The organism is Rhizobium sp. NXC14 (assembly GCF_002117485.1).
Taxonomy (GTDB): Bacteria; Pseudomonadota; Alphaproteobacteria; order Rhizobiales; family Rhizobiaceae; genus Rhizobium.
In genome coordinates this window covers 337,232-363,664 of record NZ_CP021033.1, presented here as the reverse complement: position 1 = coordinate 363,664, position 26,433 = coordinate 337,232, and the positions used below count along the sequence as shown (strand labels likewise).

The 26,433-nt window shown below is 60.2% G+C and carries 28 protein-coding genes; 21 read left to right on the top strand and 7 right to left on the bottom strand.

Translation table 11 applies throughout. The features are described 5' to 3' along the window. Positions 1-261: 261 nt before the first annotated feature. Positions 262-1,125, bottom strand: a complete 864-nt coding sequence (locus tag NXC14_RS29750; protein WP_085781608.1) for an EF-hand domain-containing protein — start codon at positions 1,123-1,125, stop codon at positions 262-264. Between the two features lie 161 nt (positions 1,126-1,286). Here NXC14_RS29750 and NXC14_RS29745 point away from each other — a divergent pair, with 161 nt between their 5' ends. The 11 genes from NXC14_RS29745 to NXC14_RS29695 all read left to right on the top strand — a co-directional run bounded on the left by NXC14_RS29745 (position 1,287) and on the right by NXC14_RS29695 (position 11,600). Further along, on the top strand, positions 1,287-1,934 hold the full coding sequence (locus NXC14_RS29745; RefSeq protein WP_085781607.1) for a TetR/AcrR family transcriptional regulator: 648 nt from the start codon (positions 1,287-1,289) through the stop codon (positions 1,932-1,934). 208 nt (positions 1,935-2,142) lie between these two features. Continuing rightward, positions 2,143-4,326, top strand: coding sequence for a DUF1217 domain-containing protein (locus tag NXC14_RS29740; protein WP_085781606.1), 2,184 nt, complete (start codon positions 2,143-2,145; stop codon positions 4,324-4,326). Between the two features lie 357 nt (positions 4,327-4,683). After that, positions 4,684-5,523 (top strand): transporter substrate-binding domain-containing protein, encoded by an 840-nt coding sequence (locus tag NXC14_RS29735; protein ID WP_085782050.1) that lies wholly within the window; start codon positions 4,684-4,686, stop codon positions 5,521-5,523. A 163-nt stretch (positions 5,524-5,686) separates the two neighbouring features. After that, positions 5,687-6,349, top strand: coding sequence for an amino acid ABC transporter permease (locus NXC14_RS29730; protein ID WP_085781605.1), 663 nt, complete (start codon positions 5,687-5,689; stop codon positions 6,347-6,349). A gap of 5 nt (positions 6,350-6,354) precedes the next feature. Continuing rightward, the gene (locus NXC14_RS29725; RefSeq protein ID WP_085781604.1) at positions 6,355-7,014 is read left to right on the top strand and encodes an amino acid ABC transporter permease; all 660 of its coding nucleotides are present in this window, start codon (positions 6,355-6,357) and stop codon (positions 7,012-7,014) included. An 11-nt stretch (positions 7,015-7,025) separates the two neighbouring features. Beyond that, on the top strand, positions 7,026-7,796 hold the full coding sequence (locus NXC14_RS29720) for an amino acid ABC transporter ATP-binding protein (protein WP_085781603.1): 771 nt from the start codon (positions 7,026-7,028) through the stop codon (positions 7,794-7,796). A gap of 156 nt (positions 7,797-7,952) precedes the next feature. After that, entirely contained in the window at positions 7,953-8,702 is a 750-nt protein-coding gene (locus NXC14_RS29715; RefSeq protein WP_085781602.1) for a GntR family transcriptional regulator, read from the top strand. 4 nt (positions 8,703-8,706) lie between these two features. After that, the gene (locus tag NXC14_RS29710; RefSeq protein ID WP_085781601.1) at positions 8,707-9,492 is read left to right on the top strand and encodes a transporter substrate-binding domain-containing protein; all 786 of its coding nucleotides are present in this window, start codon (positions 8,707-8,709) and stop codon (positions 9,490-9,492) included. Between the two features lie 77 nt (positions 9,493-9,569). Continuing rightward, positions 9,570-10,241 carry an amino acid ABC transporter permease gene (locus tag NXC14_RS29705; RefSeq protein WP_085781600.1) on the top strand — a complete coding sequence of 224 codons (672 nt, stop codon included), beginning with the start codon at positions 9,570-9,572 and terminating at the stop codon, positions 10,239-10,241. Next, positions 10,238-10,897: an amino acid ABC transporter permease gene (locus NXC14_RS29700; RefSeq protein WP_085781599.1), complete on the top strand. Its 660-nt coding sequence runs from the start codon at positions 10,238-10,240 to the stop codon at positions 10,895-10,897. Before NXC14_RS29705 ends, NXC14_RS29700 begins: the two co-directional genes overlap by 4 nt. Continuing rightward, entirely contained in the window at positions 10,875-11,600 is a 726-nt protein-coding gene (locus tag NXC14_RS29695) for an amino acid ABC transporter ATP-binding protein (protein WP_085781598.1), read from the top strand. The genes NXC14_RS29700 and NXC14_RS29695 overlap by 23 nt, the downstream gene beginning before the upstream one ends. A gap of 242 nt (positions 11,601-11,842) precedes the next feature. On the opposite strand, the gene NXC14_RS29690 is transcribed toward NXC14_RS29695, so the two are convergent. Then, on the bottom strand, positions 11,843-12,580 hold the full coding sequence (locus NXC14_RS29690; protein ID WP_085781597.1) for a PspA/IM30 family protein: 738 nt from the start codon (positions 12,578-12,580) through the stop codon (positions 11,843-11,845). Then, entirely contained in the window at positions 12,577-13,023 is a 447-nt protein-coding gene (locus tag NXC14_RS29685; protein ID WP_085781596.1) for a YjfI family protein, read from the bottom strand. Before NXC14_RS29685 ends, NXC14_RS29690 begins: the two co-directional genes overlap by 4 nt. A 104-nt stretch (positions 13,024-13,127) precedes the next feature. Here NXC14_RS29685 and NXC14_RS29680 point away from each other — a divergent pair, with 104 nt between their 5' ends. From NXC14_RS29680 to NXC14_RS29660, 5 genes are read left to right on the top strand one after another with little or no spacing between them, the layout of a single operon-like run. Beyond that, on the top strand, positions 13,128-14,183 hold the full coding sequence (locus tag NXC14_RS29680) for an ion channel (RefSeq protein WP_085781595.1): 1,056 nt from the start codon (positions 13,128-13,130) through the stop codon (positions 14,181-14,183). Then, on the top strand, positions 14,180-14,839 hold the full coding sequence (locus tag NXC14_RS29675) for a YjfK family protein (RefSeq protein ID WP_085781594.1): 660 nt from the start codon (positions 14,180-14,182) through the stop codon (positions 14,837-14,839). The genes NXC14_RS29680 and NXC14_RS29675 overlap by 4 nt, the downstream gene beginning before the upstream one ends. Before the next feature lie 33 nt (positions 14,840-14,872). Continuing rightward, positions 14,873-15,274 carry a DUF350 domain-containing protein gene (locus NXC14_RS29670; RefSeq protein ID WP_085781593.1) on the top strand — a complete coding sequence of 134 codons (402 nt, stop codon included), beginning with the start codon at positions 14,873-14,875 and terminating at the stop codon, positions 15,272-15,274. Between the two features lie 11 nt (positions 15,275-15,285). Beyond that, the gene (locus NXC14_RS29665) at positions 15,286-15,891 is read left to right on the top strand and encodes a DUF1190 domain-containing protein (RefSeq protein ID WP_085781592.1); all 606 of its coding nucleotides are present in this window, start codon (positions 15,286-15,288) and stop codon (positions 15,889-15,891) included. A 1-nt stretch (position 15,892) separates the two neighbouring features. Then, positions 15,893-17,050: a glutathionylspermidine synthase family protein gene (locus tag NXC14_RS29660; protein ID WP_085781591.1), complete on the top strand. Its 1,158-nt coding sequence runs from the start codon at positions 15,893-15,895 to the stop codon at positions 17,048-17,050. A 41-nt stretch (positions 17,051-17,091) separates the two neighbouring features. Here the strand turns inward: NXC14_RS29660 and NXC14_RS29655 are convergent, their stop codons facing one another. The 3 genes from NXC14_RS29655 to NXC14_RS29645 all read right to left on the bottom strand — a co-directional run bounded on the left by NXC14_RS29655 (position 17,092) and on the right by NXC14_RS29645 (position 18,249). Beyond that, positions 17,092-17,424, bottom strand: a complete 333-nt coding sequence (locus NXC14_RS29655) for a type II toxin-antitoxin system RelE/ParE family toxin (RefSeq protein ID WP_085781590.1) — start codon at positions 17,422-17,424, stop codon at positions 17,092-17,094. Continuing rightward, the gene (locus NXC14_RS29650; protein ID WP_085781589.1) at positions 17,421-17,660 is read right to left on the bottom strand and encodes a type II toxin-antitoxin system ParD family antitoxin; all 240 of its coding nucleotides are present in this window, start codon (positions 17,658-17,660) and stop codon (positions 17,421-17,423) included. The genes NXC14_RS29655 and NXC14_RS29650 overlap by 4 nt, the downstream gene beginning before the upstream one ends. Positions 17,661-17,796: 136 nt before the next feature. Continuing rightward, a complete protein-coding gene (locus tag NXC14_RS29645) occupies positions 17,797-18,249 on the bottom strand; it encodes a helix-turn-helix domain-containing protein (protein ID WP_085781588.1) in 453 nt (150 codons plus the stop codon). Positions 18,250-18,591: 342 nt separating this feature from the next. On the opposite strand from NXC14_RS29645, the gene NXC14_RS29640 reads away from it, so the two are divergent. The 5 genes from NXC14_RS29640 to scpA all read left to right on the top strand — a co-directional run bounded on the left by NXC14_RS29640 (position 18,592) and on the right by scpA (position 24,987). Then, positions 18,592-19,794 carry an MFS transporter gene (locus NXC14_RS29640; protein ID WP_085781587.1) on the top strand — a complete coding sequence of 401 codons (1,203 nt, stop codon included), beginning with the start codon at positions 18,592-18,594 and terminating at the stop codon, positions 19,792-19,794. 290 nt (positions 19,795-20,084) lie between these two features. Next, entirely contained in the window at positions 20,085-20,924 is an 840-nt protein-coding gene (locus NXC14_RS29635; protein ID WP_085782049.1) for a MetQ/NlpA family lipoprotein, read from the top strand. Between the two features lie 88 nt (positions 20,925-21,012). After that, entirely contained in the window at positions 21,013-22,098 is a 1,086-nt protein-coding gene (locus tag NXC14_RS29630; RefSeq protein WP_085781586.1) for a methionine ABC transporter ATP-binding protein, read from the top strand. Continuing rightward, positions 22,079-22,732 carry a methionine ABC transporter permease gene (locus NXC14_RS29625; RefSeq protein ID WP_085781585.1) on the top strand — a complete coding sequence of 218 codons (654 nt, stop codon included), beginning with the start codon at positions 22,079-22,081 and terminating at the stop codon, positions 22,730-22,732. The genes NXC14_RS29630 and NXC14_RS29625 overlap by 20 nt, the downstream gene beginning before the upstream one ends. A 116-nt stretch (positions 22,733-22,848) precedes the next feature. Then, on the top strand, positions 22,849-24,987 hold the full coding sequence (gene scpA / locus NXC14_RS29620) for a methylmalonyl-CoA mutase (protein ID WP_085782048.1): 2,139 nt from the start codon (positions 22,849-22,851) through the stop codon (positions 24,985-24,987). 45 nt (positions 24,988-25,032) lie between these two features. On the opposite strand, the gene NXC14_RS29615 is transcribed toward scpA, so the two are convergent. After that, positions 25,033-26,193: a fumarylacetoacetate hydrolase family protein gene (locus NXC14_RS29615; RefSeq protein WP_085781584.1), complete on the bottom strand. Its 1,161-nt coding sequence runs from the start codon at positions 26,191-26,193 to the stop codon at positions 25,033-25,035. Between the last annotated feature and the right edge of the window lie 240 nt (positions 26,194-26,433).

The following is a 26,433-nucleotide window of genomic DNA, read 5'->3' as shown; positions in this document are numbered from 1 at the left end:
GGATTGCGGGCGCAGGACATCGTCAGGCGCCGGCCATAGGCCGGCTCCGGCCGATAATCTGATTGTCTGGACTGACCCCGTGATGGCTCTCGTCGCGTCGGTTCATCCGAGCGTGTGACATCGTGCGCCTGATGCAGCGCACCATTCGAATAATAAGAAGCGGCCCGGCCGAAGGCTCTGCCGGCTCAATTGCCGGGCCGCTTCAGACCGTCGCCATTGCAGTCCTCCAGAAACCGTAACGGCGACGACGTCTTGCCGGCGTCAGGCCGCGGACTGTGTGGACAATGAACCGGTGCCTGAGGTGTCGAGCAGGTCGAAGAGCTGGCTCGCCTGGCTTTCGGTGACATTGTCAGGCTTGCCGGCCATGAATTCGTCGAGGCTCACCACCCCATCTCCATTCGTATCGAGATCGGAAAGCAGGGAGGCGAACTCGTCTTCGTCCTCGGACGGCGGCGGTCCCTGGGGACGTTCCGACTGCTGGGCGGACATGGCCTCGGACAGCGCATCGACCGAGAGCGAACCGGCGCCCTCACTGTCAAAGCTGTCGAACAGCGTTCCTGCCTGATCTTCGCTGACATCGGACGGACGGCCTGCGACGAATTCGGCCTTGCTGACGAGTCCGTCGCCATCGGTATCGAGGTCGGAGAGCATGGGCGCCAGCTGATCATCGTCGTCTGGCGGGGGCGGGCCATTGGGACGTTCCGATCGCTGGGCAGACATCGCCTCGGCGAGTGCATCGACCGACAGCGAACCGGCGCCTTCGCTGTCAAAGCTGTCGAACAGCGTTCCGACCTGATCCTCGCTGACATCGGACGGCCGGGCCGCGACGAACTCGGCCTTGCTCACATAGCCGTCGCCGTCGGTATCCAGATCACCAACATCCATGCCTGTGCCGCCGTCCCCTTCGCCGGTGGGGCCGGACTGGTCGAAACGGTTCATTGCCAGCGTCATCAGCTGTGCCATCAGTTTGTCGGCGCTGCTCGACGTGTCTTCGTCGAGCTGCCCGCTTGCGGTTGATTTTTTCGCTGAATCTGTACTACAGGATAGGATGTCCTGGGATGCGGATGTCGAGCTCTTGTTGTAGGAATAGGAAGAGACTGACGTGGCGGCCGAAATGGTCGTCATAAGCGCTCCATCGCTTGAGGGTGGGATGCAACGCATTACAGAACTGATGAGTTCTCTAAATCGAAATTGCTAATGCCACAACCCAAAAAATCACCCCTCAGAAATAACAGGCTACTTTTCACGATCGTCGGCATGCGCGTCGGCAAAGCGGTCTGATCGTCATGGATATCGTCGACGAGCCCGCAGATGAGCCGCGCAAAAGAGGCCGGCCTAAAGTCTCCACCGATGAAGACAAGCGGACGCATATCGTCGAGGTCGCCCGCAGCGTTTTCGTAAAATACGGCTATGCCGGAAGCACGACCGCAGTCGTCGCCTCGGAGGCGGGTGTTTCCAAGCAGACGCTCTACAAGCTGTTTCAGAGCAAGGAAGAGCTGTTTGCCGCCGTCGTCGGCGCGCATCGGCGGCTGATGCTCGACCTGCCGAGGCCCGCCGAAGAGATCTCGATCGCCGAGAGCCTCGAACGTATCTTCATGATCGACATGGACGAGGAGATGGATGCGGAACGCGCCGGTTTCCTGCAGCTCGTCTTTCGCGAAGCCGCGCAGTTTCCCGAGCTTATCGATATTCTCCAGCGCGAAGGCATACTCGCCAGCCGGCAGCATCTGGCCGACTGGCTGAGCGATCGCCGGGCGGAGGGCAGGCTGTCGCTGGATGATCCGGAGAGCGGCGCCCGCATGTTGATGGATATGATCTTTGGCGGCATGGGCCCGCCGGAAGGCCGCATGCAAGCCTGGCCCGACCGGGCCCTGATGTTGGCCCATCTTCACCGCTGCATCGCGATCTTCGCCGCCGGCGTCGGGGCCGCTTGAACTGATGGTGTAGAACCTCCATTTCAAGCTTCCAATTCGCGATTGAATGATTTATAGAACTATATAGTTCCATTAAGTCGATTCGGCCACGTGTAGGTGGCTGTGCTTCGCCATGACCGGCGACGACATTCCCCTAAAGACGAAAAGTTCCACCGTGGCTGCCGGCAGGCTTTCGCGCGCGTCGACGCGCCTATGAAGAGGACAGACGTTGGTTTCAACCTATGTAAGCTATCTCGCGGTCGGGCGGAATCTCAACGCCAGTCTCTCCAGTGTGGCTTCCCAGGCAACGGTTGCCCGCGACAGCGCCTATTACAAGGAAAACATCGACAAGGTCACCACCGTCGACGAATTCATGAGCGATTACAAACTCTATTCCTACGCCATGAAGGCCTACGGCCTCGAAGACATGACCTATGCCAAAGCCTTCATGAAGAAGGTGCTGGAGAGCGACCTCAGCGATTCGTCGAGCTTCGCCAACAGCTTGAGCGACGGTCGTTATGCCGAGTTCGCCGCCGCCTTCAAATTCTCCGGCGAGACGAAGACGGCGCAATCAGATGCGCAGCGGGACAGCCTGCTTGACGCTTACGAGGAGTCCTTCGATACCGAGGCCGAGAACATCGAGGATGAGACCGATTATTTCGAGGAGAATATCTCGTCGATCACATCGGTCGACGATTTGCTGTCGAGTTCGCGGCTGAAGAACTACGTGCTGACGGCTTTCGGCCTCAGCACCGAATATACTTCGGCCAGCTTTCTGAAGAATGTTCTGACGAGCGATCTCGACGACTCCGAGAGTTTCGTCAACCAGCTCGACGACGATGTCTATGTCAGCCTGGCAGAGGCCTTCAATTTCAGCGACGACGGCTCGGTCGACGGCGAGGTGATGTCGGACGACCAGCTCTCGCTGGTGACGAGCGCCTATGCGGTGGCCTCGTCGACGATCGCTTCCACCGAGACCGGGGAGGCTTATGACACTTATTTCGCTGCGGAGATCGGAAACATCACCTCCGTCGACCAGTTGATGAGCGACGACAAGCTCGTCTCCTATCTCCGGACCGCCTACGGTCTTTCCGACAGCGAAACCGACAACTTCATCTCCGCGGCCCTGAAAAGCGCCGACCTCGCCGAGGCGATCGGCTTGTCCGACCTGCACGACGCCTTCAATTTCGATGAGGACGGCGCGCTTGCCGACGGCGACACGGCCCAGACGTCGGAGCAGACGGCCGCGACCACGGCGGCCTTCGATGAAAACTACCAGGCGCTGATCGCCAACACCGACACGGAGGACGCGGTCGACAACTATACGACGCGCATCGCCAGCGTCACCTCGATCGACGATTTCCTGGTGTCGAACGCCGATGACGACGATGACGACAACGACGATCTTCCGGAAATGTGGGAAATGGCGCTGCGCGCCTTTGGCATAGACTCCGGCGAGGTTTCGAAAAGCGAAGTCCGGAAAATTCTCGAAAGCGATCCCTTGGACTCGAAAAGCTATGTCAACAGCCTCGATGATGATCGGCTCGTCGCCTTTCGCAAGGCATTCAATTTCGACAGCGAAGGCGACGTGACCGTTCCCCTGCAGGCCATGTCGGAATCCGTCGTCGACGACTATGCCGCCTATTACAAGCAGAACAAGATCCGATATCTCGAAGGCGAGGAACTGACCGAGGCGACCGACGCCGCGGACGAGGAGATCACCTATTTCCGCGACCAGATGGCGACGATCACCTCTGCCAGCGAGTTTCTCGCCGACGACCGGTTGGTTGCCTTTGCGCTCGAGGCGAAGGGCTTGGATCCGGAGGACGTCACGTCGGACGGCCTGGAGAAGATGTTTTCCTCCGATCTCGATGATGAGGACAGCTACGTCAACAATCTGGACGACAATCGTTTCGCCGAACTAGTCGGTGCGTTCAATTTCGATCAGGACGGCAATATTTCGGCGGACCCCACGGGGACGGTGCAGCAGCGCGGCGATGTGCTGGAGACGGTCGACGCCTATGTCAGGCTGACGCTCGAGGATGATCAGGGTGACAGCAATACCGGCGTTCGCCTCGCACTTTATTTCGAACGCAAAGCGCCGGAGATCTCGAGTGCCTACGACATTCTGGGCGACAGCGCGCTGTTCGAATTTTTCACAACGAGCTTCAATCTGTCCAGTTACGTCTCGAACATGGATGTCGATAAACAGGCCGAGATGATCTCGAATTTCGTCGACATCAAGGACCTCACCAATCCGGACAAGGTGGACGATCTGATCAAGCGCTTTACCGCCATGTACGACATGGCCAACGGCACAGGCACCACGTCGACGGCACTTTCCATCCTGACCGGCTCGGCGACGATCAGCGCCGATACGCTGCTTGCGATGGCACAATTGAAAAGCGGCTGAGAAAGTCGCTTCTCCGTTAACACCCCTTCAAAAGAGACCGCGTGGTTAAACCCCATCAAGGGCCAGTGAATACTCGCGCTGCACGCCGGCCTGGCGTGCGATGACGCCGATTGCGGTGCCTGAAAGGCTTCCGCTTCCTATATCCTGCCGCGTGGTGCTGGGCGCCGCTGGTGAGGGTTATCCAAAAAACAACCGCAAAATGCTGCGCTGCCGAAAAAATCGCCAAGCACTCTGCTGCGCGTTTTTTCGGCATGCCCCATTGACAATTCACCGCCGATAGCACTTGATATCGAAATCCAATAAAATAGACAGATGTCCGGTATATTGGATCATCGAAACATCTACAAGGGGAACGCCATGATCATTTCCTTTCGCGCCGGCCTGATCTCGCTGGCCGTCGCCGCCCTGGTGTCGACGCCTGTGCTCGCCGAGGGCAGCAAGCTCGACGAAGTGCTGGCCCGGGGCCATCTCGTGCTCGGCACTGGCAGCACCAATGCGCCCTGGCACTTCAAGAGCGCGGACGACAAGCTTCAGGGCTTTGATGTCGACATGGGCCACATCGTCGCCAAGGCCCTGTTCGGCGATCCGGATAAGATTGAGTATGTCAACCAGTCTTCGGATGCCCGCATTCCGAACATCACCACCGATAAGGTCGACATCACCTGCCAGTTCATGACTGTTACGGGCGAACGCGCCCAGCAGGTTGCCTTCACCATTCCCTATTATCGTGAGGGCGTCGGCCTGATGCTCAAGGCGGACGGAAAATATGCCGATTATGCCGCCCTGAAGGCTGCCGGCTCGTCGGTCACCATCTCGGTTCTCCAGAACGTCTATGCCGAGGCTATGGTGCACGCGGCATTGCCGGAAGCGACCGTCGACCAATACGAATCTGTCGACCTGATCTATCAGGCGCTGGAGTCCGGGCGCGCCGATGCCGCCGCCACGGACCAGTCGTCGCTCGCCTGGTACATGACGCAGAACCCGGGACGCTACAAGGATGCTGGTTACGGCTGGAACCCACAGACCTATGCCTGCGCCGTCAAGCGCGGTGATCAGGACTGGCTGAACTTCGTCAACACCGCTCTTCACGAAGCAATGACCGGTGTCGAATTCGACTTTTACGCCAAATCCTACAAGACCTGGTTCGGCAAGGATCTGACGCCGCCGCAGATCGGCTTCCCCGTCGAATTCAAGTGACCGCGATGCGGGACGGGAGTTCGCTCCCGCTCCGCTGGAACAGAAAGATCTTGGTCCAGGTCGGGCCAAGATCCGAATCCGCTTCTGAATCGAATGGTTGGAGTATGACGCTGTCCGGGCCGCTCGCAGGTTCGGCGGCGTGCTCCGGTCTGAAAGGACCCGCATGGGTTACACGCTGAATTTCGCTGCCGTCTGGCGCAATTTCGACTTTCTCTTAAGCGGACTTGCCCTCAGCCTCGGCCTTGCCGTGATCTCGATCCTGATCGGGGCCGCAATCGGCCTTGTCGTGGCTTTCGCGCTGACGTCGAGGAGCCGCTTCGCGCTCGTGCCGGCGCGCATCTATGTCACTATCATTCGCAACCTGCCGATTCTCGTCCTGGTGCTTTTCGCCTTTTTCGCGCTGCCGCAGATGGGCTTGCGCCTCGACAAGATGAAAAGCTTCGTGCTGGTTCTCTCGCTCTATTCCGGCGCCTATCTGGCCGAGGTGTTCCGCGCCGGACTGCTGTCGATCCCAAGAGGACTGACGGAAGCCGGCCTCGCCATTGGCCTGACGGCAATGCAGATCCGAAGCTCGATCATCGCACCGCTGATGTTGCGCAACGTGCTGCCATCGCTCTCCTCGACCATCATCTCGCTCTTCAAGGACACCTCGCTCGCCGCCGCCATTGCCGTGCCCGAGCTGACCTTTGCCGCCCGCAAGATCAATGTCGAGAGCTTCCGGGTCATCGAAACATGGCTGGTTACATCAGCCCTCTATGTCGCCACCTGTTTCCTCATCGCAGCCTTGATGCGCCTCGTCGAGCGCCGTCTGGCCCTGCCGAGATAATTCCGATGTCTCACACCTTTCTCGAACAACTCTGGATCGCCCGTTACGTCATCATGAACGGCATCGCCATGACCGTGTCGATCTCGCTGCTGGCCATTCTCGCCGGCTCCGTTCTCGGGGTCTTTGTCGGACTGGCGCTGGTTTACGGCGGCATTGTCTTACGTCTCCTCGTGCGAGCCTATACGGATATCATCCGCGGCACGCCGGTGCTCGTGCTCGTACTGGCAAGCTATTACGTCTCCGCTGCGGTCGGTCTTGATCTCGGACCGTTCTCCGCCGGCGTCCTCGCCCTTGCCGTCTTCTGCTCTTCCCATGTCGGCGAAATCGTGCGCGGAGCGCTTCAGGCGATCCCGAAGGGGCAGACCGAAGCCGCTAAGGCGATCGGTCTGACCTTTACCCAGACCTTCACCTCGGTGCTGTGGCCGCAGGCCATGCGCCAGTGTCTGCCAGCCTGGGTGAATACGGCGGCCGAGATGGTGAAAGCCTCGACTCTGCTCTCCGTCATCGGCGTCGCCGAGCTTCTCCTGCGCACGCAGGAGATCATTTCCCGCAATTTCATGAGCCTGCAGTTCTATTTTCTGGCCGGCGGTCTCTATTTCATCGTCAACTACGGCATCGAGCACTTCGGCAAATATGTCGAGCGCAAGACCGCCCTGCCGTCCTGAGGAGCCTACCGATGGCCAAGACCATTCTCGACATCAAGGGTCTGCGTAAGACTTACGGTATCCACGAAGTTCTCAAGGGGGTCGATTGCGCCGTGCAGGAAGGCGAAGTCATCTCCATTATCGGCTCATCCGGCTCAGGCAAGACCACCTTGCTGCGCTGCGTCAACATGCTCGAGGAATTCCAGGGCGGCACGATCAGACTCGACGGCGAGGAAATCGGCTATCACGTCGACGGCGCGTCGCGGCGGCGCAAGAGCGAGAAGGAGATTGCGCGCCAGCGCGCCCTGACCGGCATGGCTTTTCAGCAGTTCAATCTCTTCCCGCATATGAGTGCGGCCGAAAACGTCATGCTCGGCCTCGTCAAGGTGAAGAAGATGACGAAGCCGGACGCCCGCATCATTGCTGAAAAATGGTTGGACCGGGTCGGCCTCGCCGCCCGCGCCAACCATTATCCCGGTCAGCTCTCCGGCGGCCAGCAGCAGCGTGTCGCAATTGCCCGCGCCATCGCCATGTCGCCGCGGCTGATGTTGTTCGACGAGGTCACCTCAGCCCTCGACCCGGAACTGGTGGGCGAAGTGCTGCAGGTGATCAAGGGGCTGGCCGCCGACGGCATGACCATGCTGCTCGTCACCCACGAGATGCGTTTCGCCTATGAGGTTTCATCCCGCGTTATCTTCATGAACCAGGGCGTCATCTGCGAGGAGGGCGATCCGAAGGAAATGTTCCTGCGTCCGAAGACCGAACGATTGGCAGAATTTCTCAAAACATCGAGCTTCAATTAGACGACGGCGCGGCGATAGGGCAGGGGGAGGGGGGCGCGCTCGCCCAAATTACGTTCAGTCTGCATCCCCGGCAGGCAGATTTCCCGCCAAAAGTCCGAGACAGCTTGATGATCCAGAGCGGGGGGTTTTTGGCACGGGCTTTGCTTTCTGCCTTGTATGCAAGAGAGCCACACATCCGAGACCACGCAGAAATCCATTGAGGCAACGATCGTCTCCGGGATCCTTTCTGCCAAGATCCGGCCGGGCACTCGACTTGGCGAAAATCAGCTGGCAGCGCTCTTCGGCGTGTCGCGAACCCGCGTCCGTGAAGCGATGATGCGTCTGGAGACGCGCGGCATCGTGCATGTCAGCCCCCGGCGCGGCTGGTTCGTCGTCGAGCCCTCCGCTGAGGATGCGATCGCCGTCTATGAGGCGAGGCGTGTCGTCGAAGCTGGATTGCTGCGCAGCATGGCAGTGCTGACGGAGGAGGGACGCAAGGCTCTCGACGCCCATCTGAATGAGGAGAGGAATGCCATGGCGGCTGGCGACCGCCAGCGCCTGACCTATTTGATGGGCGATTTCCATATCCGCATCGCGGAATTGAGCGGGAACCCGATCATCGTCGATATCCTGCGCGACCTGACCGCGAGGACGATCCTCATTTCGATGCTCTATCAATCCGAATTTCATGCGGCGCAGTCTCACGGCGGTCACTGCCGCATTTTCGAGGCCATGCAGACAGGTGATTTCGTCAGAGCTGCGGAGCTCTCCGTCCAACATCTTGATGAGGTGGAAATGGGCCTCGACCTGACGGCGCGCCCAGATCCGCTTTCGGATCTGCGCAGTTCCCTGTCGCTTCCGCTAAAGGCCGCATCCTCCATCGCCCGGCAATCGGACCCCAAAACCACAACTTCAAAGGAGCAATGAACACATGCTGACAAGACGGATATTCTTCGCAATCGCAGCCCTGACCGCGACCTTCAGCTTCACCTCGCCGTCTCACGCCGATGCTCTCGCCGACATCACGGCGCGCGGTACGCTGCGCGTCGCAGTCCCGCAGGATTTCCCACCTTTCGGCAGCGTCGGCACCGATATGGCGCCGATGGGCTACGATATCGACATGGCCAACCTCATTGCCGAAAAGCTGGGCGTCAAAGCCGAGCTCGTGCCGGTTACGAGCGCCAACCGCGTCCCCTATCTACAGACGAACAAGGTCGATCTTGTGATATCGAGCCTCGGCAAGAATCCGGAGCGCGAAAAGGTGATCGATTTCTCGGTCGCCTACGCGCCCTTCTTCAACGGCGTCTTCGGGCCGGCCGATCTTTCGGTCGCCAAGGCGGAGGATCTCGCGGGCAAGAGCATCGGCGTCACGCGCGGCGCCGTGGAGGATCTCGAGCTGACGAAGATCGCGCCGGCCGACGCAACGATCAAGCGTTACGAGGACAATAACGGCACCATCTCGGCCTTCCTCTCCGGCCAGGTCGACATCATTGCCACCGGCAATGTCGTGGCGGCTGCCATCCTCGCCAAAAATCCTCCCAAGCGCCCCGAGCTGAAGTTCCTCATCAAGAACTCGCCCTGCTACATCGGTCTCAACAAGGAACAGTCCGCGCTTCTGGAGAAGGTGAACGGCATCGTCGCCGCCGCCAAAGCCGATGGCAGCTTGAATGCCATCTCGCAGAAGTGGCTCGGCGCCGATCTGCCGTCCGATCTTTAAGGAAATCCGGGTCTCGCGCATGTCATCCCGCCTCCGCGGGATGACATGCGCTCCGTCACCGCAAGAGGGGACATTCCTTGAGTTACCATTTCGAATTCGGCTGGCTGCTTGAATATTACCCCCAGATCATTAAGGGCATACTGATCACCCTGGAGCTTATCGCGATTGGCGGTGTGCTCGGCATTTCGCTCGGCATCGTCTGCGCCTGGGTGCGGGCGCTCGGCCCGGTCTGGCTGAAGCCGGTCGTCGCGGCCTATGTCGAACTGATCCGCAACACTCCATTCCTGATCCAGCTTTTCTTCATCTTTTTCGGTCTGCCATCGCTCGGCCTCCAGCTCTCCGAATTGACGGCCGCTAATCTCGCAATGGTCGTCAACCTCGGCGCCTATAGCTGCGAGATCATTCGCGCGGGCATCCAAGCAACGCCGAAAGGCCAGTTCGAGGCGGGCGAGAGCCTCGCCATGACGCGCTTCGAGACCTTCCGCCATGTCGTGCTCGTGCCGTCGCTGCAGCGCATCTGGCCGGCACTGTCGTCGCAAGTGGTCATCGTAATGCTCGGCTCAGCGGTCGTATCGCAGATCGCCGCCGAGGATCTGACTTTCGCCGCGAATTTCATCCAATCGCGAACCTTCCGAGCCTTCGAGGCTTACATCGTCTCGACATCAATCTATCTCGCGCTGGCAATCCTGCTCCGGCAGGTGCTGGGCCTGGTTGGCTGGTTCATCTTCCCGAGGAGAGCAGTGCGATGATCACCTTCACGCTTTGGGACATCCTGCGCAACCTGCTGCTCGCCACTCGCTGGACCATTCTTCTATCGCTCGTCTCGTTCATCGGCGGCAGCGTGGTCGGCCTCGGCCTGCTATTCCTACGCATCAGCAGGCGCAAGGCCGGTCGGGCATTTGCGAAATATTATATCGAGCTCTTCCAGGGTACGCCGCTGCTGATGCAACTCTTCATCGCCTTTTTCGGTCTCGGGCTCTTCGGAATAGACGTCCCGGCCTGGCTGGCGGCAGGACTGGCGCTGATCCTATGGAGCGCCGCCTTTCTCACCGAGATCTGGCGAGGCTGCGTCGAAGCGGTTGCGAAGGGGCAATGGGAAGCCTCCGCCAGCCTCGGCATGGGGCGTCTGCAGCAGATGCGCTACGTCATCCTTCCGCAGGCGCTGAGGATCGCCATACCGCCGACCGTCGGTTTCTCCGTTCAGATCATCAAGGGCACGGCGCTGACCTCGATCATCGGTTTCGTCGAATTGTCGAAGGCCGGCACCGTGGTCACCAACGCCACCTTCCAGCCCTTCACCGTCTATGGGCTCGTCGCGCTCATCTATTTCGCCCTTTGCTGGCCCTTGTCGAAAAGCAGCCAGATCCTGGAGAGGAAGCTCAATGTCGCTCATCGAAATCACTGACGTCCGCAAGAGCTACGGATCCAACGAGGTGCTGAAAGGCATTAACCTGAATGTCGAACCTGGCGAGGTCATTGCCATTATCGGCAAGAGCGGTTCCGGCAAATCGACCCTGCTTCGCTGCATCAATGGTCTTGAGACCATTACCAGCGGTTCCATCTCAGTGGCCGGCGCACAGCTCATCGATGACGAAGTCCATTTAAAGGCGCTGCGCCTGAAGGTCGGCATGATCTTTCAGCAATTCAATCTCTTCCCGCATCTGACTGCCGGCGGCAACGTCGTGCTGTCGCAGGCGGTGGTCAAAAAGACACCCAAGGCCGAAGCCGAGGCCAACGCCCGCAAGATGCTGGAGCGTGTGGGGCTGGGTCACAGGTTCGACGCCTATCCTGACGAGCTCTCGGGCGGACAACAGCAGCGCGTCGCCATCGCCCGCGCGCTCGCCATGCAGCCGACCGCCCTTCTTTGCGATGAGATCACCTCGGCGCTCGATCCGGAACTGGTCGCCGAAGTTCTGGCCGTCGTGCGCGAACTTGCCGCCGAGGGAATGACGCTGCTGATGGTCACGCACGAGATGCGGTTCGCCCGCGACGTCTGCAGCCGCGTCGTCTTTATGCATCAGGGCCGAGTCCATGAAGCAGGCCGGCCGGAGGACGTCTTCGCCAATCCGCAGACTGCCGAGTTAAAGCAGTTCCTCGGAGTCAGCTAAGTTTATGCAGTGGGATTTCGCCACATGCTGGCGCATGAATGGCCTGATCGAGTGTCGCAGGAACAGTCCGATGGCCCAGCCTGCGACCAGCTAGGCCGAGCTGGTCGCTGTGAACAAGCTCGATCGGGCAGAGGGAGTGCCCGGATCTGAGATCCGGACGTTCCTGGGACAGCGTGGTGACTTTCCGCGTGCGGCCTCCGTCTTCAGGAATAAATCCGCCGACAGGGCCGCGGCTCCGGATATTATCGGTCCTTGTCGCCGGGGGGCGGGGGGAGCAAGACGGGCTCGGCCGAGTGCTTTGGTGCCATCAGCTGTGCAAGAATGTCGTCGGCCGATTCACTTGAACCGCCAATGCCGGCCTCGCGCAGCTGACGATCGAGATCGCTGCCGTTTTCCAGCGCGGCCAGTTCCGCGCCGGCCTCAATGCGCCCGGCCGTCATTTCCTGGCGCTTTTTGATGCGTTCGAGACTTTGGACGGCGCTGCCGAGACGGGTATTGATGCCCGACTGGTTATGGGCAATCGCCGACTGAGCGCGCAGCAGCGACTCGTTGGCTTTGACATTCTCCACCTCGCGTTTCATCTGGGCAATGCGCGATTCGGTTTCCTGAATCGTGCGCAGCATCTGCTGCTGGCGGGGCAGCAGCCGATCGAGCTCTTCCTGGTCTCGCTGCGTTTCGGCGCGAATGTTGGCAATGCGCTGAGCGAGACCCTGCGCCAGATCCGCGCGGCCCGCAGAGATCGCCGCGCGGGCGCTGTCGGTGTCCTTGGCTTCCTTCGCGCGGTTTTCTTCAAGCCGGCGCATGACGCTCTTGTTCGACGCCATGATGCCGGCCAAATCGGATCGCGCCCGCCGCAGCGACTGTTCGGCATCGCGGATTTCCTGGTCGAGAATGCGCATCGACTGGCTATCGGCGGCCGCTTCCGCTGCCTCGTTAATGCCGCCGCGAATGGCGGTGAAAATCTTTCCCCAGGTGCTCACGCTGCGATCTCCCCGCTTTTCCATTCTTCAATCATGTGTGCCGCGTCGACCGCATTGGCAGCCAGAATGGCGACTTCCTCGACCACGGTCTCGGCCGACGAGCGTGCCGACAGCGAGCCGAACAATTCATACCATTCCTCACCGTCAATCGTGGTGATGCCGAAGCTCGACAGCGGCACGAACTTGTGGGTCTTGAGAACCATCCGCTCGAAGGCCTCCCGCTTCGGCACCTCCTTGCATGGCACCAGGACAACGCTGACAAGAATATCGCGCTCGCCGCTCACCGCGACGAAGACGTCGAGATCGCCTCTCTCCTTGAGAGTTACGCAGATGACGTCCCCATGTTCGGGCACGGCCACATCCACATCGCCGAGCGCTTCCGGGTCGGCCGCAAACAGGCGCGTTAAAGTGGTAAGGCTCCAGGTCTCCAAAAAGTCCTCCATCGGTTAGAGCGTCGCAAATATCTGGGTAATCAGTTTACAACTTAAAGGTCTGGCGCGCGAAATTAATTTCGGTAGGGTAGGGGTCAGCAAAGGGGGCGAATCGCTTGCCATTTATCGCTTCATTACTGCGGCGTGTATATCTGTCGCTTGGCGAATTGGCGTGGTCAGCCCTTCTTGTTATCCTCGTTGTGCATCTGATTATTTCTTATCTGCTCTTTAGACTGGCCGGCGAAGGGGATCTCGTCGGCAATCCGGTCGACTTTCTTTACTATTACATGGTTACGGCAACGACTGTCGGTTATGGCGATCTTTCCCCAAAATCGGGCCTCGGCCGGGTCGTTACCGTCCTGGTGGTTCTTCCTGGCGGCATTGCCATCTTTACCGCTGTTCTTGGCAAGTTGTTGACAGCGATCGGTAGGATCTGGAGAAATCGCATGCGCGGATTGGGTGACTACAGCGAACGCACCGGTCATATTATCGTTTTGGGTTGGCAAGACGGCCAGACATACCAGACGTTGCGGCTGCTGCACTCCGAACGGCATGCCAACGAGCCGATGACGGTTCTGGTCGCCAAGGACCTGCCGGAAAATCCCGCCAGCAATTATGCCGACTACGTCCGCACGGAACGGCTTGCCGATGCCGACGCTTTGCTGCGGGCCGGAGTGGCCCAGGCGCGGGCAGTCATCGCCCGCGGCGCAAATGACGACGAAACGCTGGCCGCGGTGCTGATTGCCGAAGATCATGCGCCCAATGCCCATATCGTCGCCTATTTTGCCGACGATCGCACAGCACAGATGGTCAAGCAGCGTCGGCCGCGTGTCGAGGCGGTGGGTTCGCTTGCCGAGGAGCTTCTGTCGCGTTCCGCACGTGATCCGGGTTCTTCGGAAATCGCCGCGCGGCTGTTGTCCGCCGCCTCCACCGACACGGCCTTTTCGCTGGCGGTGCCGGCCTTGCAGACGCCGCTCTCCTATGGCGACGTGTTTTTAGGCCTCAAGCGTCGGCATCATGTGACGCTCGTCGGCATGCTGAGCCAAGGCGTAACCGACCTTAATTGCCGGGACGAGACGCTGATGCGGGGCGGCGAGACGCTTTACTACATCAGCGAAATTCGGCTAGATCCCGCTGCCATCGCCTGGGCTCGAATGGGAGACGTGACATGATCGGCTGGTTCGGCGGAAACAAGAACGAGGGGGCTTTGCCTGAAGAGCTCGGCCCCTTGAGCGCGGCCATCGGCGGGGCGCTCGAGATTGATTTCCTCTCGCTCGAAGCCGATGCTTTGGCCGGCGAGCCGGCCATGCCGCTGCCGCGAAGCGGGCCGTTCATCATTGCCGGCTACGGTGAGGTTTCGCTCGACGCCTCGACCGTTCTGTCGCGCTACTACGATGAAGAGAACCGGATGATTCAGGTGATGTCCGCGTCGGGTAAGCCGGGTGAGGCGATCGACGACATCAGCTTTTATCACCCTTGGGACAGCGTCGTGCCCGCCGGCCAGAGCGAATGGAACCGCTGGACCGGGCCGGGCGGCCTGATCGGCCAGCCATCCTATGATGCTGACGGGATCCTCTATAACCGGTTCTGGGGCGACGGCCCGGAGCGGGCGCAATTGGTGGAATTTGTCGAAAAGGTCAGCGATGGTGAAACGCAGCACTCCATCCATCAGACCTGCATGCTGTACTACCGCCCGCTTGGCTCGACGCGCGAAATGCTTCTGATCAATGTCGAGCGCGACCTCGATTTCGGACAGGCCCAGGCGGGCAGCTCGGTAGAATTTCTGATCGGTTATGGATTGGCTCCGGCCGACGTTCGTCGCGTCTGAGAGACCTATCAATTTCAACGGAGGACATTTTCGATGCTCGACTACGTGGCGGGCCTGCCTGCTTTCCTTGGTTATTTCGCCATCGGGCTCGCCGCCTACGGCGTTTTCGCGGTGATCTACACCTGGTTGACGCCGCAACAGGAGGTCCAATTGATCCGGGCGGGCAATCTTGCCGCCGTGACTGCGTTCCTGGGCGCGCTTGTCGGCTTCAGCCTGCCTCTGGCTTCGGCCGCAGCCAACTCCGTCAGCGTCGTCGATTACGTCATATGGGCTGTCATAGGCACTCTGGCGCAGATCCTCGCTTTCTACATCGCGAACTTCACCATGAAAGACCTGCATGAAAAGATCACTGCCGGTGAAATCGCTGCGGGAATATGGGGGGGCGGAATTGCGCTCGTCGTCGGTATTCTCAACGCTGCCTGCATGACCTATTGAGGGAGGGAAAGATGCGCAGACGCATGAGCGGGCACAGGCGACCTTTCCTGGCCCTTGGCACCATCGCTGCCTCGACCCTGGCGCTGTCCGGCTGCGGCGAGGAGGCTCCTTCGGATATAATGTTCACCTCCGTCGACCAATGCGTGGCGGCGGGCATGGATCGGCAGGTCTGCCAGGCCAGCTATCAGGATGCGATGCGTGCCCATCTCGCCACCGCGCCGCGTTTCAACGGCATGGCCGCCTGCGAGGCAGAATACGGGACCGGCCAATGCACGGAACAGCCGTCGAACGCTGTCCCTAACAACAATACCGGTGGAGGCGGAAACTTCTTCGTGCCGTTCATGGCCGGCTACGTGCTGTCTTCGGCACTCAACAACATTGGCGACTATTACGATTATCGCCGGCGCCAAGAAGAGATCGGCTACTATTACGGCTCGACGCCGATCTATCGCAACCGCTCGGGGCAGACGGTCACAACCACCGTTCGCTCGGGCGGCACGCGCATCGACAGCGTGACGGCGCCCTCGCGCCAGACTGTCAAGCCTGTCAACGTCAATACCCGCACCGTTGCCCGGCAAGGCTTCGGCGGCCGTTCGTCCTTCAGTTTCGGCGGCTGACATGAAGCGCATCACCCTTCCGGCGCGTCCTGACTGGCGTGACAAGGCGCAGGCCGTGGGTTTCGGGTTTCACGTCATGTATGGCGAGCCTTACTGGCTCGACGATGCTGCCTATACGTTCACGCTCGAGGAGATCGAGAAGCAGATCGAGGAGCCGAGCCAGGAACTGCATGATATGTGCATGGATCTGGTCGGCGAGATCGTCGGCAGTGAAGAGGCGCTCGACAGGTTGGCCATTCCGGAAGACCTGCGCGATGTGGTGCAGCGGTCCTGGCAGCGCCGCGACCGGCACCTTTATGGCCGTTTCGATCTTGCTTATGATGGCAATGGCCCGGCCAAGTTGCTCGAATACAATGCCGACACCCCGACTTCAGTGTTCGAGACGGCCTATTTCCAGTTCAACTGGCTGACCGATCAGATCGCTTTGGGTGTTCTGCCCAAAGATGCGGACCAGTATAATTTCCTGCAGGAAAGTCTTGTCGAGGCGTTCGATCAATTTCCCAAGGAGCCGATCTTCCATTTCGCCGCGATAACCGACAATGAGGAGGATCGCGGCACGACGGTCTACCTCATGGACTGTGCGGTGCAGGCCGGCCATCGCGTCGAACTGCTGGACATTCGGGAGATCGGCATCGATGCGCAGGGCCGCTACACCGACCTCAAGGATCGGGTGATCGACCGCTGCTTCAAGCTATACCCATGGGAATTCATGCTGCGCGAGCCTTTCGCTCGCGAACTTGCCCGCTCGGGCGATGTTTTCGTCGAGCCGGCCTGGAAGGCTGTGCTCTCCAACAAGGGGCTTCTGCCGCTGCTGTGGCAGCGCCACCCCCATCACCCCAACCTGTTGCCGAGTTATTTCACCGACGACCCGGCGGCTTCGGCCTTGACCGACTACGTGCGCAAACCATTGTTGTCGCGCGAGGGCGAAAACGTCACGATTTTTCGAGATGGGCGGGAAGCGTTTTCCGCACCGGGCGATTACGGCGACGAAGGTTTTGTCATCCAGGCCTATGCCCCGCTTTTCGAAAGCGATAACGGCTTTGCTGTGCTCGGCAGCTGGGTTGCCGGTGATCGCGCCTGCGGTCTTGCCGTTCGCGAAGACCGCTCGCGCATAACGGCCAATCTATCCCGTTTCGTGCCGCACGTTATAATGGAATAACATTTACACCCGTCTGGCGTGTAGCAATCAGATACGCCGAGCTAATCCGATGCTCCTAAATCCTGCAGCCACGCTGGAATATCCTGCTTGACGTGCAGAACCCGCCACACGTCGACGTGGTCGGCTCGTTCAAGATAGAAGATCACATAAGGAAAACCCTTCAGCGTCGTACAGCGCAGATTGGGCAGACCGAGTTCATATGAGTAGCGCAGTGAACCCGATGCAGGATGCTCTGCGATCAAAGTATAGGTCGATTGCAGTGCATCGATGAAGCCTACCGCTATCTGCGATCCCGCCATGTGAGCGTAATAGTCCACGGCATTCTCGACATCCCCGCGAGCCGACTGGCGGGGGACGACAGGTTTCGCGGTCACTTGGAGCTTTGTTTCGTTGCGCGCTCGCGCAGGCTATCGAAATAGCTGGCATCGATGGGCTCGGTGGTCTCGGACGACGCACCCTCTAGCAGAAGATTGCGCAACTGCTGCCGATCCCTGTCGCGACGGATGAGTTCGCGCACATACTCGCTGCTCGTGCCATATCCTCGACCGGCGACCTGCTGGTCGACGAAGTGCTTCAAATTGTCCGGCAGCGAGATATTCATAGTGCTCATGGGACCAGGTTAGCGAGCATGGCAAAATTTGACAAGGCCTGGCCTTCGTTCAGCAGACCAACGGTCTCGACGAGATCCGCCGTTCCTTGCCAGATCACTCGAGCCCGAGCTCACAGGAGAATTGTCACTTGGCCAGCTACTCCAGAGGCGGACGGGTGATATCCGCTATCGAAGGCAAAGCCGGACCGCTTTCCGCCTGAGCCATCGCTTTCACCAATGCGATGATCGTTTCACGAATATTGGGGTCGGCAATCTTCAGAAAGGCGCGGTTAAGCACCAACCCCTCTTTCGTTCGCAGGAATTCTGCGACGGGGTCGGCATTGTCCGGCAGCGTCAACCCCTGAAGGCTCAATGGCTGCGACTCGTTCTGCTCGAAGAAGAAGCTCGGAGAGGTGTGAAGCACTTCGGCGATTCGCTGCAAACGGCTCGCACCAATGCGGTTGATGCCCTTCTCGTATTTCTGAACCTGCTGAAAAGTCACGCCGATCTGGTCGGCGAGCCGCTCCTGGCTCATTCCAAGCAGCTGCCGGCGTGCTCTGATGCGCGCGCCGACGTAACTGTCTATGGCATTCGGTGTCTTGACATTCATCGCGTGTTTTCAGCCTCGATCATTTCAATCGGCGCAGCTGTAGTACCCCTGTAAGCAGTTTTCCACGGTTGTTTTCATATAGTATAGCATGCATGCGATGATCTCGGCTGACTGTGATATGAAAACCCGCGTCCAACACACGGCCAGCGACGCAAGAGCCGGTCGGGCATAGGCAAATCAAACAAAAGCCGTACCGATCCTGGCCAAACCGGGCTGGTGATCGTTGCCCGGCCTGCGGTAAATATCTTTCAGCGACCGTCGCTCGACAGTCTTGCCAGCCCCGATCGCCCAATCCATCGAAAACGACGCGGCACTGATCGTGCCTGTGCAGGAGGGATATTGATGGCAACCGTTGCCGAGCGCGCGCCCCGTTTCGAAAAGACGACGATGTCCATTCTGATGGCCGTCAGCTTCTGCCACATGCTGAACGACATCATGCAGTCACTGCTCGCCTCGCTCTATCCATTGTTCAAGGCGAATTACGATCTCGATTTTGTCCAGATCGGCCTCCTGACCATGACGTTCCAGGTCACGGCGTCTCTGCTGCAGCCGGCGGTCGGCATCGTCACCGATCGCTGGCCGATGCCCTATTCGCTGCCGGTCGGCATGGCGAGTACCTTTTGCGGCCTCATTCTGCTCGGCAATGCCGGCAATTTCGCGCTGCTGCTGGTCGCGGCAAGCCTGATCGGTTTTGGCTCGGCGGTCTTCCATCCGGAATCCTCGCGTGTTGCCCGTCTTGCCTCCGGCGGCCGCCACGGTTTCGCGCAGTCCTTTTTCCAGGTCGGCGGCAATGCCGGCCAGGCGATCGGCCCGCTGCTCGCCGCCTTCATCGTGCTGCCGCTCGGGCAACACAGCGTCTCCTGGTTTGCCGCCATCGCCATGATCGGCATGGTCGTGCTGAGCTGGGTGGGCAGCTGGTATATGAGCCACAGGCGTCAAAACGCCAGCAAACCGGCTGTCAGCCGAACTCTGCCGCTGCCGCAGAACCGGGTCATCTGGGCGCTGCTGATCCTCGTGCTGCTGACGGCGACGAAGAATGTCTACATGGCGAGCGTGTCGAGCTACTTCACCTTCTATGTCATCGACAGGTTCGAACTCAGCGTGCAGCAGGCGCAGCTGATGCTTTTCCTGTTTCTCGGCTCGGTCGCCGTCGGCACGTTCCTCGGCGGACCGATCGGCGATCGATTCGGTGCCCGTTTCGTCATCTGGTTTTCGATCCTCGGCGTCATTCCCTTCGCGTTGCTGCTGCCCTATGCCGATCTTTTCTGGACAGGCGTGCTCAGCATCGTCATCGGCCTGGTGTTCGCGTCGGCCTTTTCAGCGATCGTCGTCTTCGCGCAGGAACTGGTGCCCGGCCGCGTCGGGCTGATTGCCGGAGTCTTCTTCGGCTTTGCATTCGGGGCAGGGGGGTTAGGGGCTGCGCTGCTTGGCGATTTTGCCGACACTCACGGCATTGCCTTCGTCTACCGCATCTGCTCCTACCTGCCGCTGCTCGGCCTGCTGACCGTCTTCCTGCCGCGCATTCCGAAACACACGCGGGCCTGAGGCCATCCTCGACGTCGCGATTGGCATATCGAGCTCCGGAAGTGGCTCATCCTTTGGCCGTCGTGGATGGAAGGCGACCGGAGGCGCGTTTTCCTTCTTTAGAATCTGCTCACAAGCCGCAATTAATCCATAAATTCGATGGAAAATTATGCTGCCAGTATTGATGGCACGGCAAGAGTTTTTCCGACCCTTCCTGGACATCAGACATTCTTGCTTCGCCCGCGATGCAGCCTTTTGACATGATCAGCCGGCTCGGGGCGCTCGGCCTCATCAGTCAGACGGGATATAAAATGACCAAGAACAAAAAACTTCACGGCCTCCATTTTTCGCGCCGCGCGGCTCTTGCGGCCGCCGCTGTTTCCGCAGCTGCCCTTTTTATCTTTGCCGCACCGGCACCCTCCTTTGCCGAGGACAAGTCGATCAAGGTCGGAATCATGGCCGGCGAGGATGAGGATGTATGGCGGGTGGTGACCAGCGAAGCCGCCAAAAAGGGCCTCAAGATCGAGACCGTCATCTTCAACGACTACACTCAGCCGAACGAAGCGCTGGAGCGCGGCGAGATCGACGCCAATGCCTTCCAGCACAAGCCCTATCTAGACAACCAGGTTCAGCAGCACGGCTATCACATCGTCCCCGTCGGCTACACTGGCGTCTGGCCGATCGGCCTTTATAGCAAGAAACACAAGGCCGTCGCCGAGATCCCCGAAGGCGCCGTCATCGGCGTGCCGAACGATCCCTCGAACGAAGGTCGGGCGCTGCGGGTTCTCCAGAATGAAGGCCTGATCAAGCTGAAGGACGGCACCGGCATTCTCGCAACTGTCGCCGACGTCACCGACAATTCGAAGAAAATCGAGATCAAGGAACTCGATGCCGGCATCGTCGGCCGTTCGATCGACGATCTCGACGCCGGCGTCGTCAACACCGACTGGGCGCTGAAGAGCGGACTTTCTCCGGCCGAGCGTATCGCGCAGGAGCCGATCGCCGACAACCCCTACCGCAACTTCATCGCCGTCAAGGAAGAGAACAAGGATGCGGACTGGGTCAAAACGCTGGTATCTTCCTACCAGAACGACACCGTCAAAGCCGAGTTCGACAAGGTATACAAGGGGACAGGTCTCAGCGCCTATTGATCCGAAACTGGGCCGCGGTTAAGGCCGGCCGAAAGGCGGCCCGGGCGTTCCTGCCGGGGCCGCCTTCAATATTTGCAGGGATAAGTACATGAACTCCGTTGTTTCAAGGGCGACGATCGAGCCGCGGCCGCAGGCGGCAGCCGAAGAGGTGGTGAGGCTTATCGACGTGAAGCGTCGGTTCGGGACCACGCCGGCACTTGACGGTATTTCACTGAGCGTGATGAGGGGCGAGATCCTCGGCATTATCGGCCGTAGCGGCGCCGGCAAGTCGACGCTGATCCGCTGCCTGAACGGGCTGGAACGCGCCGACAGCGGCGAAATCCGCATCGACGGCCGCGATATAACCGGGCTTCAAGAGCAGGAACTGCAGCCGCTGCGCCGCCGCATCGGCATGATCTTTCAGCACTTCAACCTGCTTTCGGCCAAAACGGTGGAGGACAATGTTGCCCTGCCGCTGAAGATCGAGGGTATTGCCAAGGCCGAGCGCCTGAAGCGCGCCCATGAACTTCTCGAGCTCGTCGGTCTTGCCGACAAGGCGCAAGCCTATCCCGCCTCGCTATCCGGTGGGCAGAAACAACGCGTCGGCATCGCCCGGGCGCTGGCGGCGCGCCCGGCGCTACTTCTCTCGGACGAGGCGACATCGGCCCTCGACCCTGAGACAACACGATCGATCCTGACCCTGCTCAAGGATATCAATCGTAAGCTCGGACTGACCATTCTCCTGATCACGCATGAGATGGAAGTGGTGCGCGGCATTGCCGATCGCGTTGCGGTCATCGATGCCGGACGGATCGTCGAGGAGGGCCAGGTCTGGTCGGTCTTCGCCAATCCGCAAACTGACATCACCAGGAGCTTGCTTGGCGGCATCCGCCCGCAACTTCCCGATCACATTCTCGGCCGGCTGTCGGCGACGACGGGCAGTGAAGTGATCCTAAGTGTCGATCTTGCCGGGCCGCAAGCGCAGGGGGCGCTGTTTGCCGAACTCTCCGCGGCTCTGCCGCATTCCTTCCGCCTCGTCCATGGCGGCATCGACCATATCCAGAACCAGCCGGTGGCGCGGTTCTTCATCGCCGTTCCCGCGCGCGACCCAGCGCTTGCCGGAAAGGTCGAACAATTCCTGACGGCCCGGTCCGCCCGGGTGGAGGTGCTTGGCTATGACACCGATCATGCTTGAACTGCTTCTTCGCTCGCTTTGGGAGACGGTCCTGATGACTGTCGCCTCGGGGGTGATTTCGCTCGTCGCAGGTCTGCCGCTCGGCCTTGCCCTCGTCGTCACGGCGCGCGGCGGCATCGCCGAAAATCTCTGGATCAACCGCGTGCTCGGTGCCGCCATCAACGGCTTCCGCTCGGTGCCATTCATCATCCTGCTGGTGGCGCTGATCCCGCTGACGCGGCTGATCGTCGGCACCGCGCTCGGCACCGGGGCGGCCATCGTGCCGCTCGCCATCGCCGCGACACCCTACTATGCGCGCATCGCAGAGGTGTCGTTGCGAGAGGTCGACCGCGGGCTGATCGATGCCGTGCGCGCCATGGGCGGCAATCGCTGGACCATCATTCGCGAGGTGCTGGTTCCTGAAGCGCTGCCGGGCATCGTCGCCGGCTTCACCGTCACCCTGGTGACGCTGATCGGCGCCTCGGCCATGGCGGGCGCGATCGGCGCCGGCGGCCTCGGCGACCTTGCCATTCGCTATGGCTATCAGCGCTTCGAAACCAATGTCATGATCGCAGTGGTCGCCGTCCTCGTCATACTCGTCTGCGGCATCCAGTGGCTCGGCGACCGACTAATCGCCAAGCTCGACCACAGATAGGTCATAGTCGGAGGCTTGCGGCGGGTGAATGGCGTGCTGTGTTAATTGTCCTAAGGCTGTATCGCGTGATCCACCTGTGAAGTGATAAGGTGGCGACGAAGCAGCCGGAGGAACGCATGACGAAGAAGACGCTGTCGGATTGGGCGGAGCTTGCGCAGAAGGAGCTGCGCGCCTCACCCGAAACCCTGACCTGGCGCACGCCGGAAGGCATCGCTGTCAAGCCGCTCTATACCGCTGAGGACCTCGAAGGCGCCGCGCATCTCGGCTCGCTGCCCGGTTTTGCGCCCTTTACCCGCGGACCGCGCGCGACGATGTATGCCGGCCGGCCATGGACCATTCGCCAATATGCCGGCTTCTCCACAGCAGAGGAATCGAACGCCTTTTATCGCCGCAATCTCGCTGCCGGCCAGAAGGGCCTGTCGGTCGCCTTCGATCTTGCCACCCATCGCGGTTATGACAGCGACCACCCTCGCGTCGAGGGCGATGTCGGCAAGGCGGGCGTCGCGATCGACAGCGTAGAGGACATGAAAATCCTGTTCGACGGCATTCCGCTTGGTGACATGTCGGTCTCAATGACCATGAACGGCGCCGTCATTCCGATCCTCGCTTCCTTCATCGTCGCCGGCGAAGAGCAGGGCGTGCCGAGGGCCGAGCTGTCGGGAACCATTCAGAACGACATCCTCAAGGAGTTCATGGTCCGCAACACCTATATCTATCCGCCAGAACCTTCGATGCGGATCGTTGCCGACATAATCGACTATACGGCAAGGGAGATGCCGAAATTCAACTCGATCTCGATCTCCGGCTATCACATGCAGGAGGCCGGCGCGACGCTGGTCCAGGAGCTTGCCTTCACGCTGGCCGACGGCCGCGAATATGTCAGGGCGGCAATTGCCAAGGGTCTCAACGTCGATGATTTCGCCGGAAGACTCTCCTTCTTCTTTGCGATCGGCATGAACTTCTTCATGGAGGCGGCGAAGCTGCGCGCCGCCCGGCTGCTCTGGACCCGCATCATGGAGGAGTTCCGGCCGAAGAAGGCATCCTCGCTGATGCTTCGCACCCATTGCCAGACCTCCGGCGTTTCATTGCAGGAGCAGGATCCCTACAACAACATCATCCGCACTGCCTTCGAGGCGATGTCGGCCGTGCTCGGCGGCACGCAGTCGCTGCACACCAACTCCTTCGACGAGGCGATTGCGCTGCCGACGGAATTCTCCGCCCGCATCGCCCGCAACACCCAGCTAATCCTCCAGCATGAAACCGGAGTGACCAAGGTGGTCGATCCGCTGGCGGGCTCCTATTATGTCGAGAGCCTGACGAAGGAACTCGCCGACAAGGCCTGGGCTCTAATCGAGGAGGTGGAAGCGCTTGGCGGCATGACGAAGGCTGTCAACGACGGTTTGCCGAAGCGGCTGATCGAGGAAGCGGCGGCGCGCCGCCAGGCCGCCGTCGACAAGGGCGAGGAGGTCATCGTCGGGGTTAACCGCTACAGGCTCGACAACGAACAGCCGATCGACATTTTGGAGATCGACAACAGCAAAGTGCGCAACGCGCAGATCCGCCGCATCGAGGAGACGAAGCGGCGGCGCGATAGCAGTGCCGTGCGCGAAACGCTGGCCGCTCTGGCAGAAACCGCACGCAGCGGCAAGGGCAATCTGCTGGCGGCCGCCATCGAGGCGGCGCGGGCCCGCGCCACTGTCGGCGAGATATCGGATGCGATGCGCGCTGCCTTTGGTGATCATGCCGCGACACCTGATGTCATCAGGGGAGTCTATGGCGAAGCCTATGACAATGAGCCGGAACTTGCCGTCCTGAGGGAGCGTATGGCAGGGGTGACGGAAGCGATGGGGTACCGGCCGAAAATCATGGTCGCCAAGCTTGGTCAGGACGGGCACGACCGGGGCGCTAAAGTGATCGCCTCGGCCTTCGGCGACATCGGCTTCGACGTGCTCGCCGGTCCGCTGTTTCAGACGCCTGACGAGGCTGTCGAGTTGGCGCTTGATCGAAAGGTCAATGTCGTCGGCGTCTCGTCGCTCGCCGCAGGCCACAGGACGCTGCTGCCGCAGTTGGTCGAGAGGCTCAGGGAAAAGGGTGGCGACGATGTCATCGTCGTCTGCGGCGGCGTCATCCCACGACAGGACTATGAATTCCTTCATGAACACGGCGTTGCGGCCGTGTTCGGCCCGGGCACGAACGTTCTGGAAGCGGCAAACTCCGTTCTCGACCTGCTAGAGGGCAAACGGCGAAACCAGTAGTTCATAAAATCTGCGCAGCCGGAGGCAAACCGCTGCGCACTTTGCTTAGAGCAACCCGCGCGTCGCAAGGTTGCGCATCAGTGCCGATATGCCGAAGGTCCACGGCGGGCATTCGGTGGAGAGGCGCACGGTATTGACGAGCGTGCCGAGCCCGGCCGAGGAAATCTCGACGACATCGCCGATCTTGTGCGTAAAGCCTTGCTTCGGCGCATCACGGTCCTGCGTTGGCGCAAACAGCGTTCCGAGAAAGAGCATGAAACCATCGGGGTATTGATGATGAGGGCCAAGCGTCTGTTTGACGAGATCGGTCGGGTCGCGGCTGATCTGTGACATCGAGCTTTTCCCATGCATCACGAAGCCGTCCTGACCCGTTACCTTCAGATCGAGTTCGGCCTTGCGCACGTCATCCAGTCCATACCCGTCATCAAACAGACGGACGAAAGGTCCGATCGAGCAGGAGGCGTTGTTGTCCTTGGCCTTGCCGAGCAGGAGCGCCGAGCGCCCTTCGACATCGCGAAGGTTGACGTCATTGCCGAGCGTCGCACCCTTGATTTCACCGCGGCTGTTGACCGCGAGCACGATTTCCGGCTCCGGATTGTTCCATGTCGAGATCGGATGCAGGCCGACATCGGCACCCCAGCCGACCGAAGAGAGCACCGGCGCCTTGGTGAAGACCTCGGCATCGGGGCCGATGCCGACCTCAAGATATTGCGACCACATGCCCTCGTCGATCAGCGCTTGCTTGACCTTGGCGGCCTCGGGCGAGCCGGCCTTGAGGTTGGTGAGACTGCCGCCGATCAGCGCGCTAACGCGCTCACGGATCGAGGCGGCACGATCGGGATTGCCGGCCGCCTTCTCCTCGATGACGCGTTCGATCATCGACTGGGCAAATGTGACGCCGCAGGCCTTGACCGCCTGCAGGTCGGCGGGCGCTAAGAGGTAGGGTCGTCCGGCATCCGGCTTTCCGGTGCTGTTGGCGGCAATCTCCTCCAGAGGACCGATCTCCTTGCCACTTGCGGCTCGGACGAAGCCCGCGGCATTCTGGCTCTCGACCAGGGCGCTCAGCGTCGGCGCCTCGTGCGAGGTGATGTCGATGAGCATTCCGTCACGAAGCGTCACGATGCTCGGGCCGGCAACTTCGGGATTCCAGACGCGCCCGACAAAAATTCCGCCGGAAGCGGCAGCATCGAGAAGGGGATGAGACATGGTGATCCTCCGTTACAGGCAGCGGCGAGCGCTCTTGAAACAATTCCGAGATTGTTGCCGCCCTCCAGCCCGGCGGCCGGCGAAATCGATCACATTCGGCCGAGCGGAGCAAGATAGGCGGGGGAAAAAGACTTTTGCCGGATCGGATTGAAAAGCGGATCTGCTGCCTGCATCAAGTCGAATGAAGGTCACAAATAACTATTTAGATACATAATAAGCTTTATTTTTCAGATGGTTGAA

Excerpts from the sequence above, each read along its gene's own strand:
- NXC14_RS29625 (WP_085781585.1), top strand. The coding sequence starts at position 22,079 with ATGACACCGATCATGCTTGAACTGCTTCTTCGCTCGCTTTGGGAGACG.
- NXC14_RS29735 (WP_085782050.1), top strand. The coding sequence starts at position 4,684 with ATGATCATTTCCTTTCGCGCCGGCCTGATCTCGCTGGCCGTCGCCGCC.
- NXC14_RS29675 (WP_085781594.1), top strand. The coding sequence starts at position 14,180 with ATGATCGGCTGGTTCGGCGGAAACAAGAACGAGGGGGCTTTGCCTGAA.
- NXC14_RS29715 (WP_085781602.1), top strand. The coding sequence starts at position 7,953 with ATGCAAGAGAGCCACACATCCGAGACCACGCAGAAATCCATTGAGGCA.
- NXC14_RS29695 (WP_085781598.1), top strand. The coding sequence starts at position 10,875 with ATGTCGCTCATCGAAATCACTGACGTCCGCAAGAGCTACGGATCCAAC.
- NXC14_RS29630 (WP_085781586.1), top strand. The coding sequence starts at position 21,013 with ATGAACTCCGTTGTTTCAAGGGCGACGATCGAGCCGCGGCCGCAGGCG.
- NXC14_RS29640 (WP_085781587.1), top strand. The coding sequence starts at position 18,592 with ATGGCAACCGTTGCCGAGCGCGCGCCCCGTTTCGAAAAGACGACGATG.
- NXC14_RS29750 (WP_085781608.1), bottom strand. The coding sequence starts at position 1,125 with ATGACGACCATTTCGGCCGCCACGTCAGTCTCTTCCTATTCCTACAAC.
- scpA (WP_085782048.1), top strand. The coding sequence starts at position 22,849 with ATGACGAAGAAGACGCTGTCGGATTGGGCGGAGCTTGCGCAGAAGGAG.
- NXC14_RS29685 (WP_085781596.1), bottom strand. The coding sequence starts at position 13,023 with ATGGAGGACTTTTTGGAGACCTGGAGCCTTACCACTTTAACGCGCCTG.
- NXC14_RS29720 (WP_085781603.1), top strand. The coding sequence starts at position 7,026 with ATGGCCAAGACCATTCTCGACATCAAGGGTCTGCGTAAGACTTACGGT.
- NXC14_RS29660 (WP_085781591.1), top strand. The coding sequence starts at position 15,893 with ATGAAGCGCATCACCCTTCCGGCGCGTCCTGACTGGCGTGACAAGGCG.
- NXC14_RS29730 (WP_085781605.1), top strand. The coding sequence starts at position 5,687 with ATGGGTTACACGCTGAATTTCGCTGCCGTCTGGCGCAATTTCGACTTT.
- NXC14_RS29615 (WP_085781584.1), bottom strand. The coding sequence starts at position 26,193 with ATGTCTCATCCCCTTCTCGATGCTGCCGCTTCCGGCGGAATTTTTGTC.
- NXC14_RS29645 (WP_085781588.1), bottom strand. The coding sequence starts at position 18,249 with ATGAATGTCAAGACACCGAATGCCATAGACAGTTACGTCGGCGCGCGC.
- NXC14_RS29710 (WP_085781601.1), top strand. The coding sequence starts at position 8,707 with ATGCTGACAAGACGGATATTCTTCGCAATCGCAGCCCTGACCGCGACC.
- NXC14_RS29745 (WP_085781607.1), top strand. The coding sequence starts at position 1,287 with ATGGATATCGTCGACGAGCCCGCAGATGAGCCGCGCAAAAGAGGCCGG.
- NXC14_RS29650 (WP_085781589.1), bottom strand. The coding sequence starts at position 17,660 with ATGAGCACTATGAATATCTCGCTGCCGGACAATTTGAAGCACTTCGTC.
- NXC14_RS29700 (WP_085781599.1), top strand. The coding sequence starts at position 10,238 with ATGATCACCTTCACGCTTTGGGACATCCTGCGCAACCTGCTGCTCGCC.
- NXC14_RS29665 (WP_085781592.1), top strand. The coding sequence starts at position 15,286 with ATGCGCAGACGCATGAGCGGGCACAGGCGACCTTTCCTGGCCCTTGGC.
- NXC14_RS29635 (WP_085782049.1), top strand. The coding sequence starts at position 20,085 with ATGACCAAGAACAAAAAACTTCACGGCCTCCATTTTTCGCGCCGCGCG.
- NXC14_RS29670 (WP_085781593.1), top strand. The coding sequence starts at position 14,873 with ATGCTCGACTACGTGGCGGGCCTGCCTGCTTTCCTTGGTTATTTCGCC.
- NXC14_RS29725 (WP_085781604.1), top strand. The coding sequence starts at position 6,355 with ATGTCTCACACCTTTCTCGAACAACTCTGGATCGCCCGTTACGTCATC.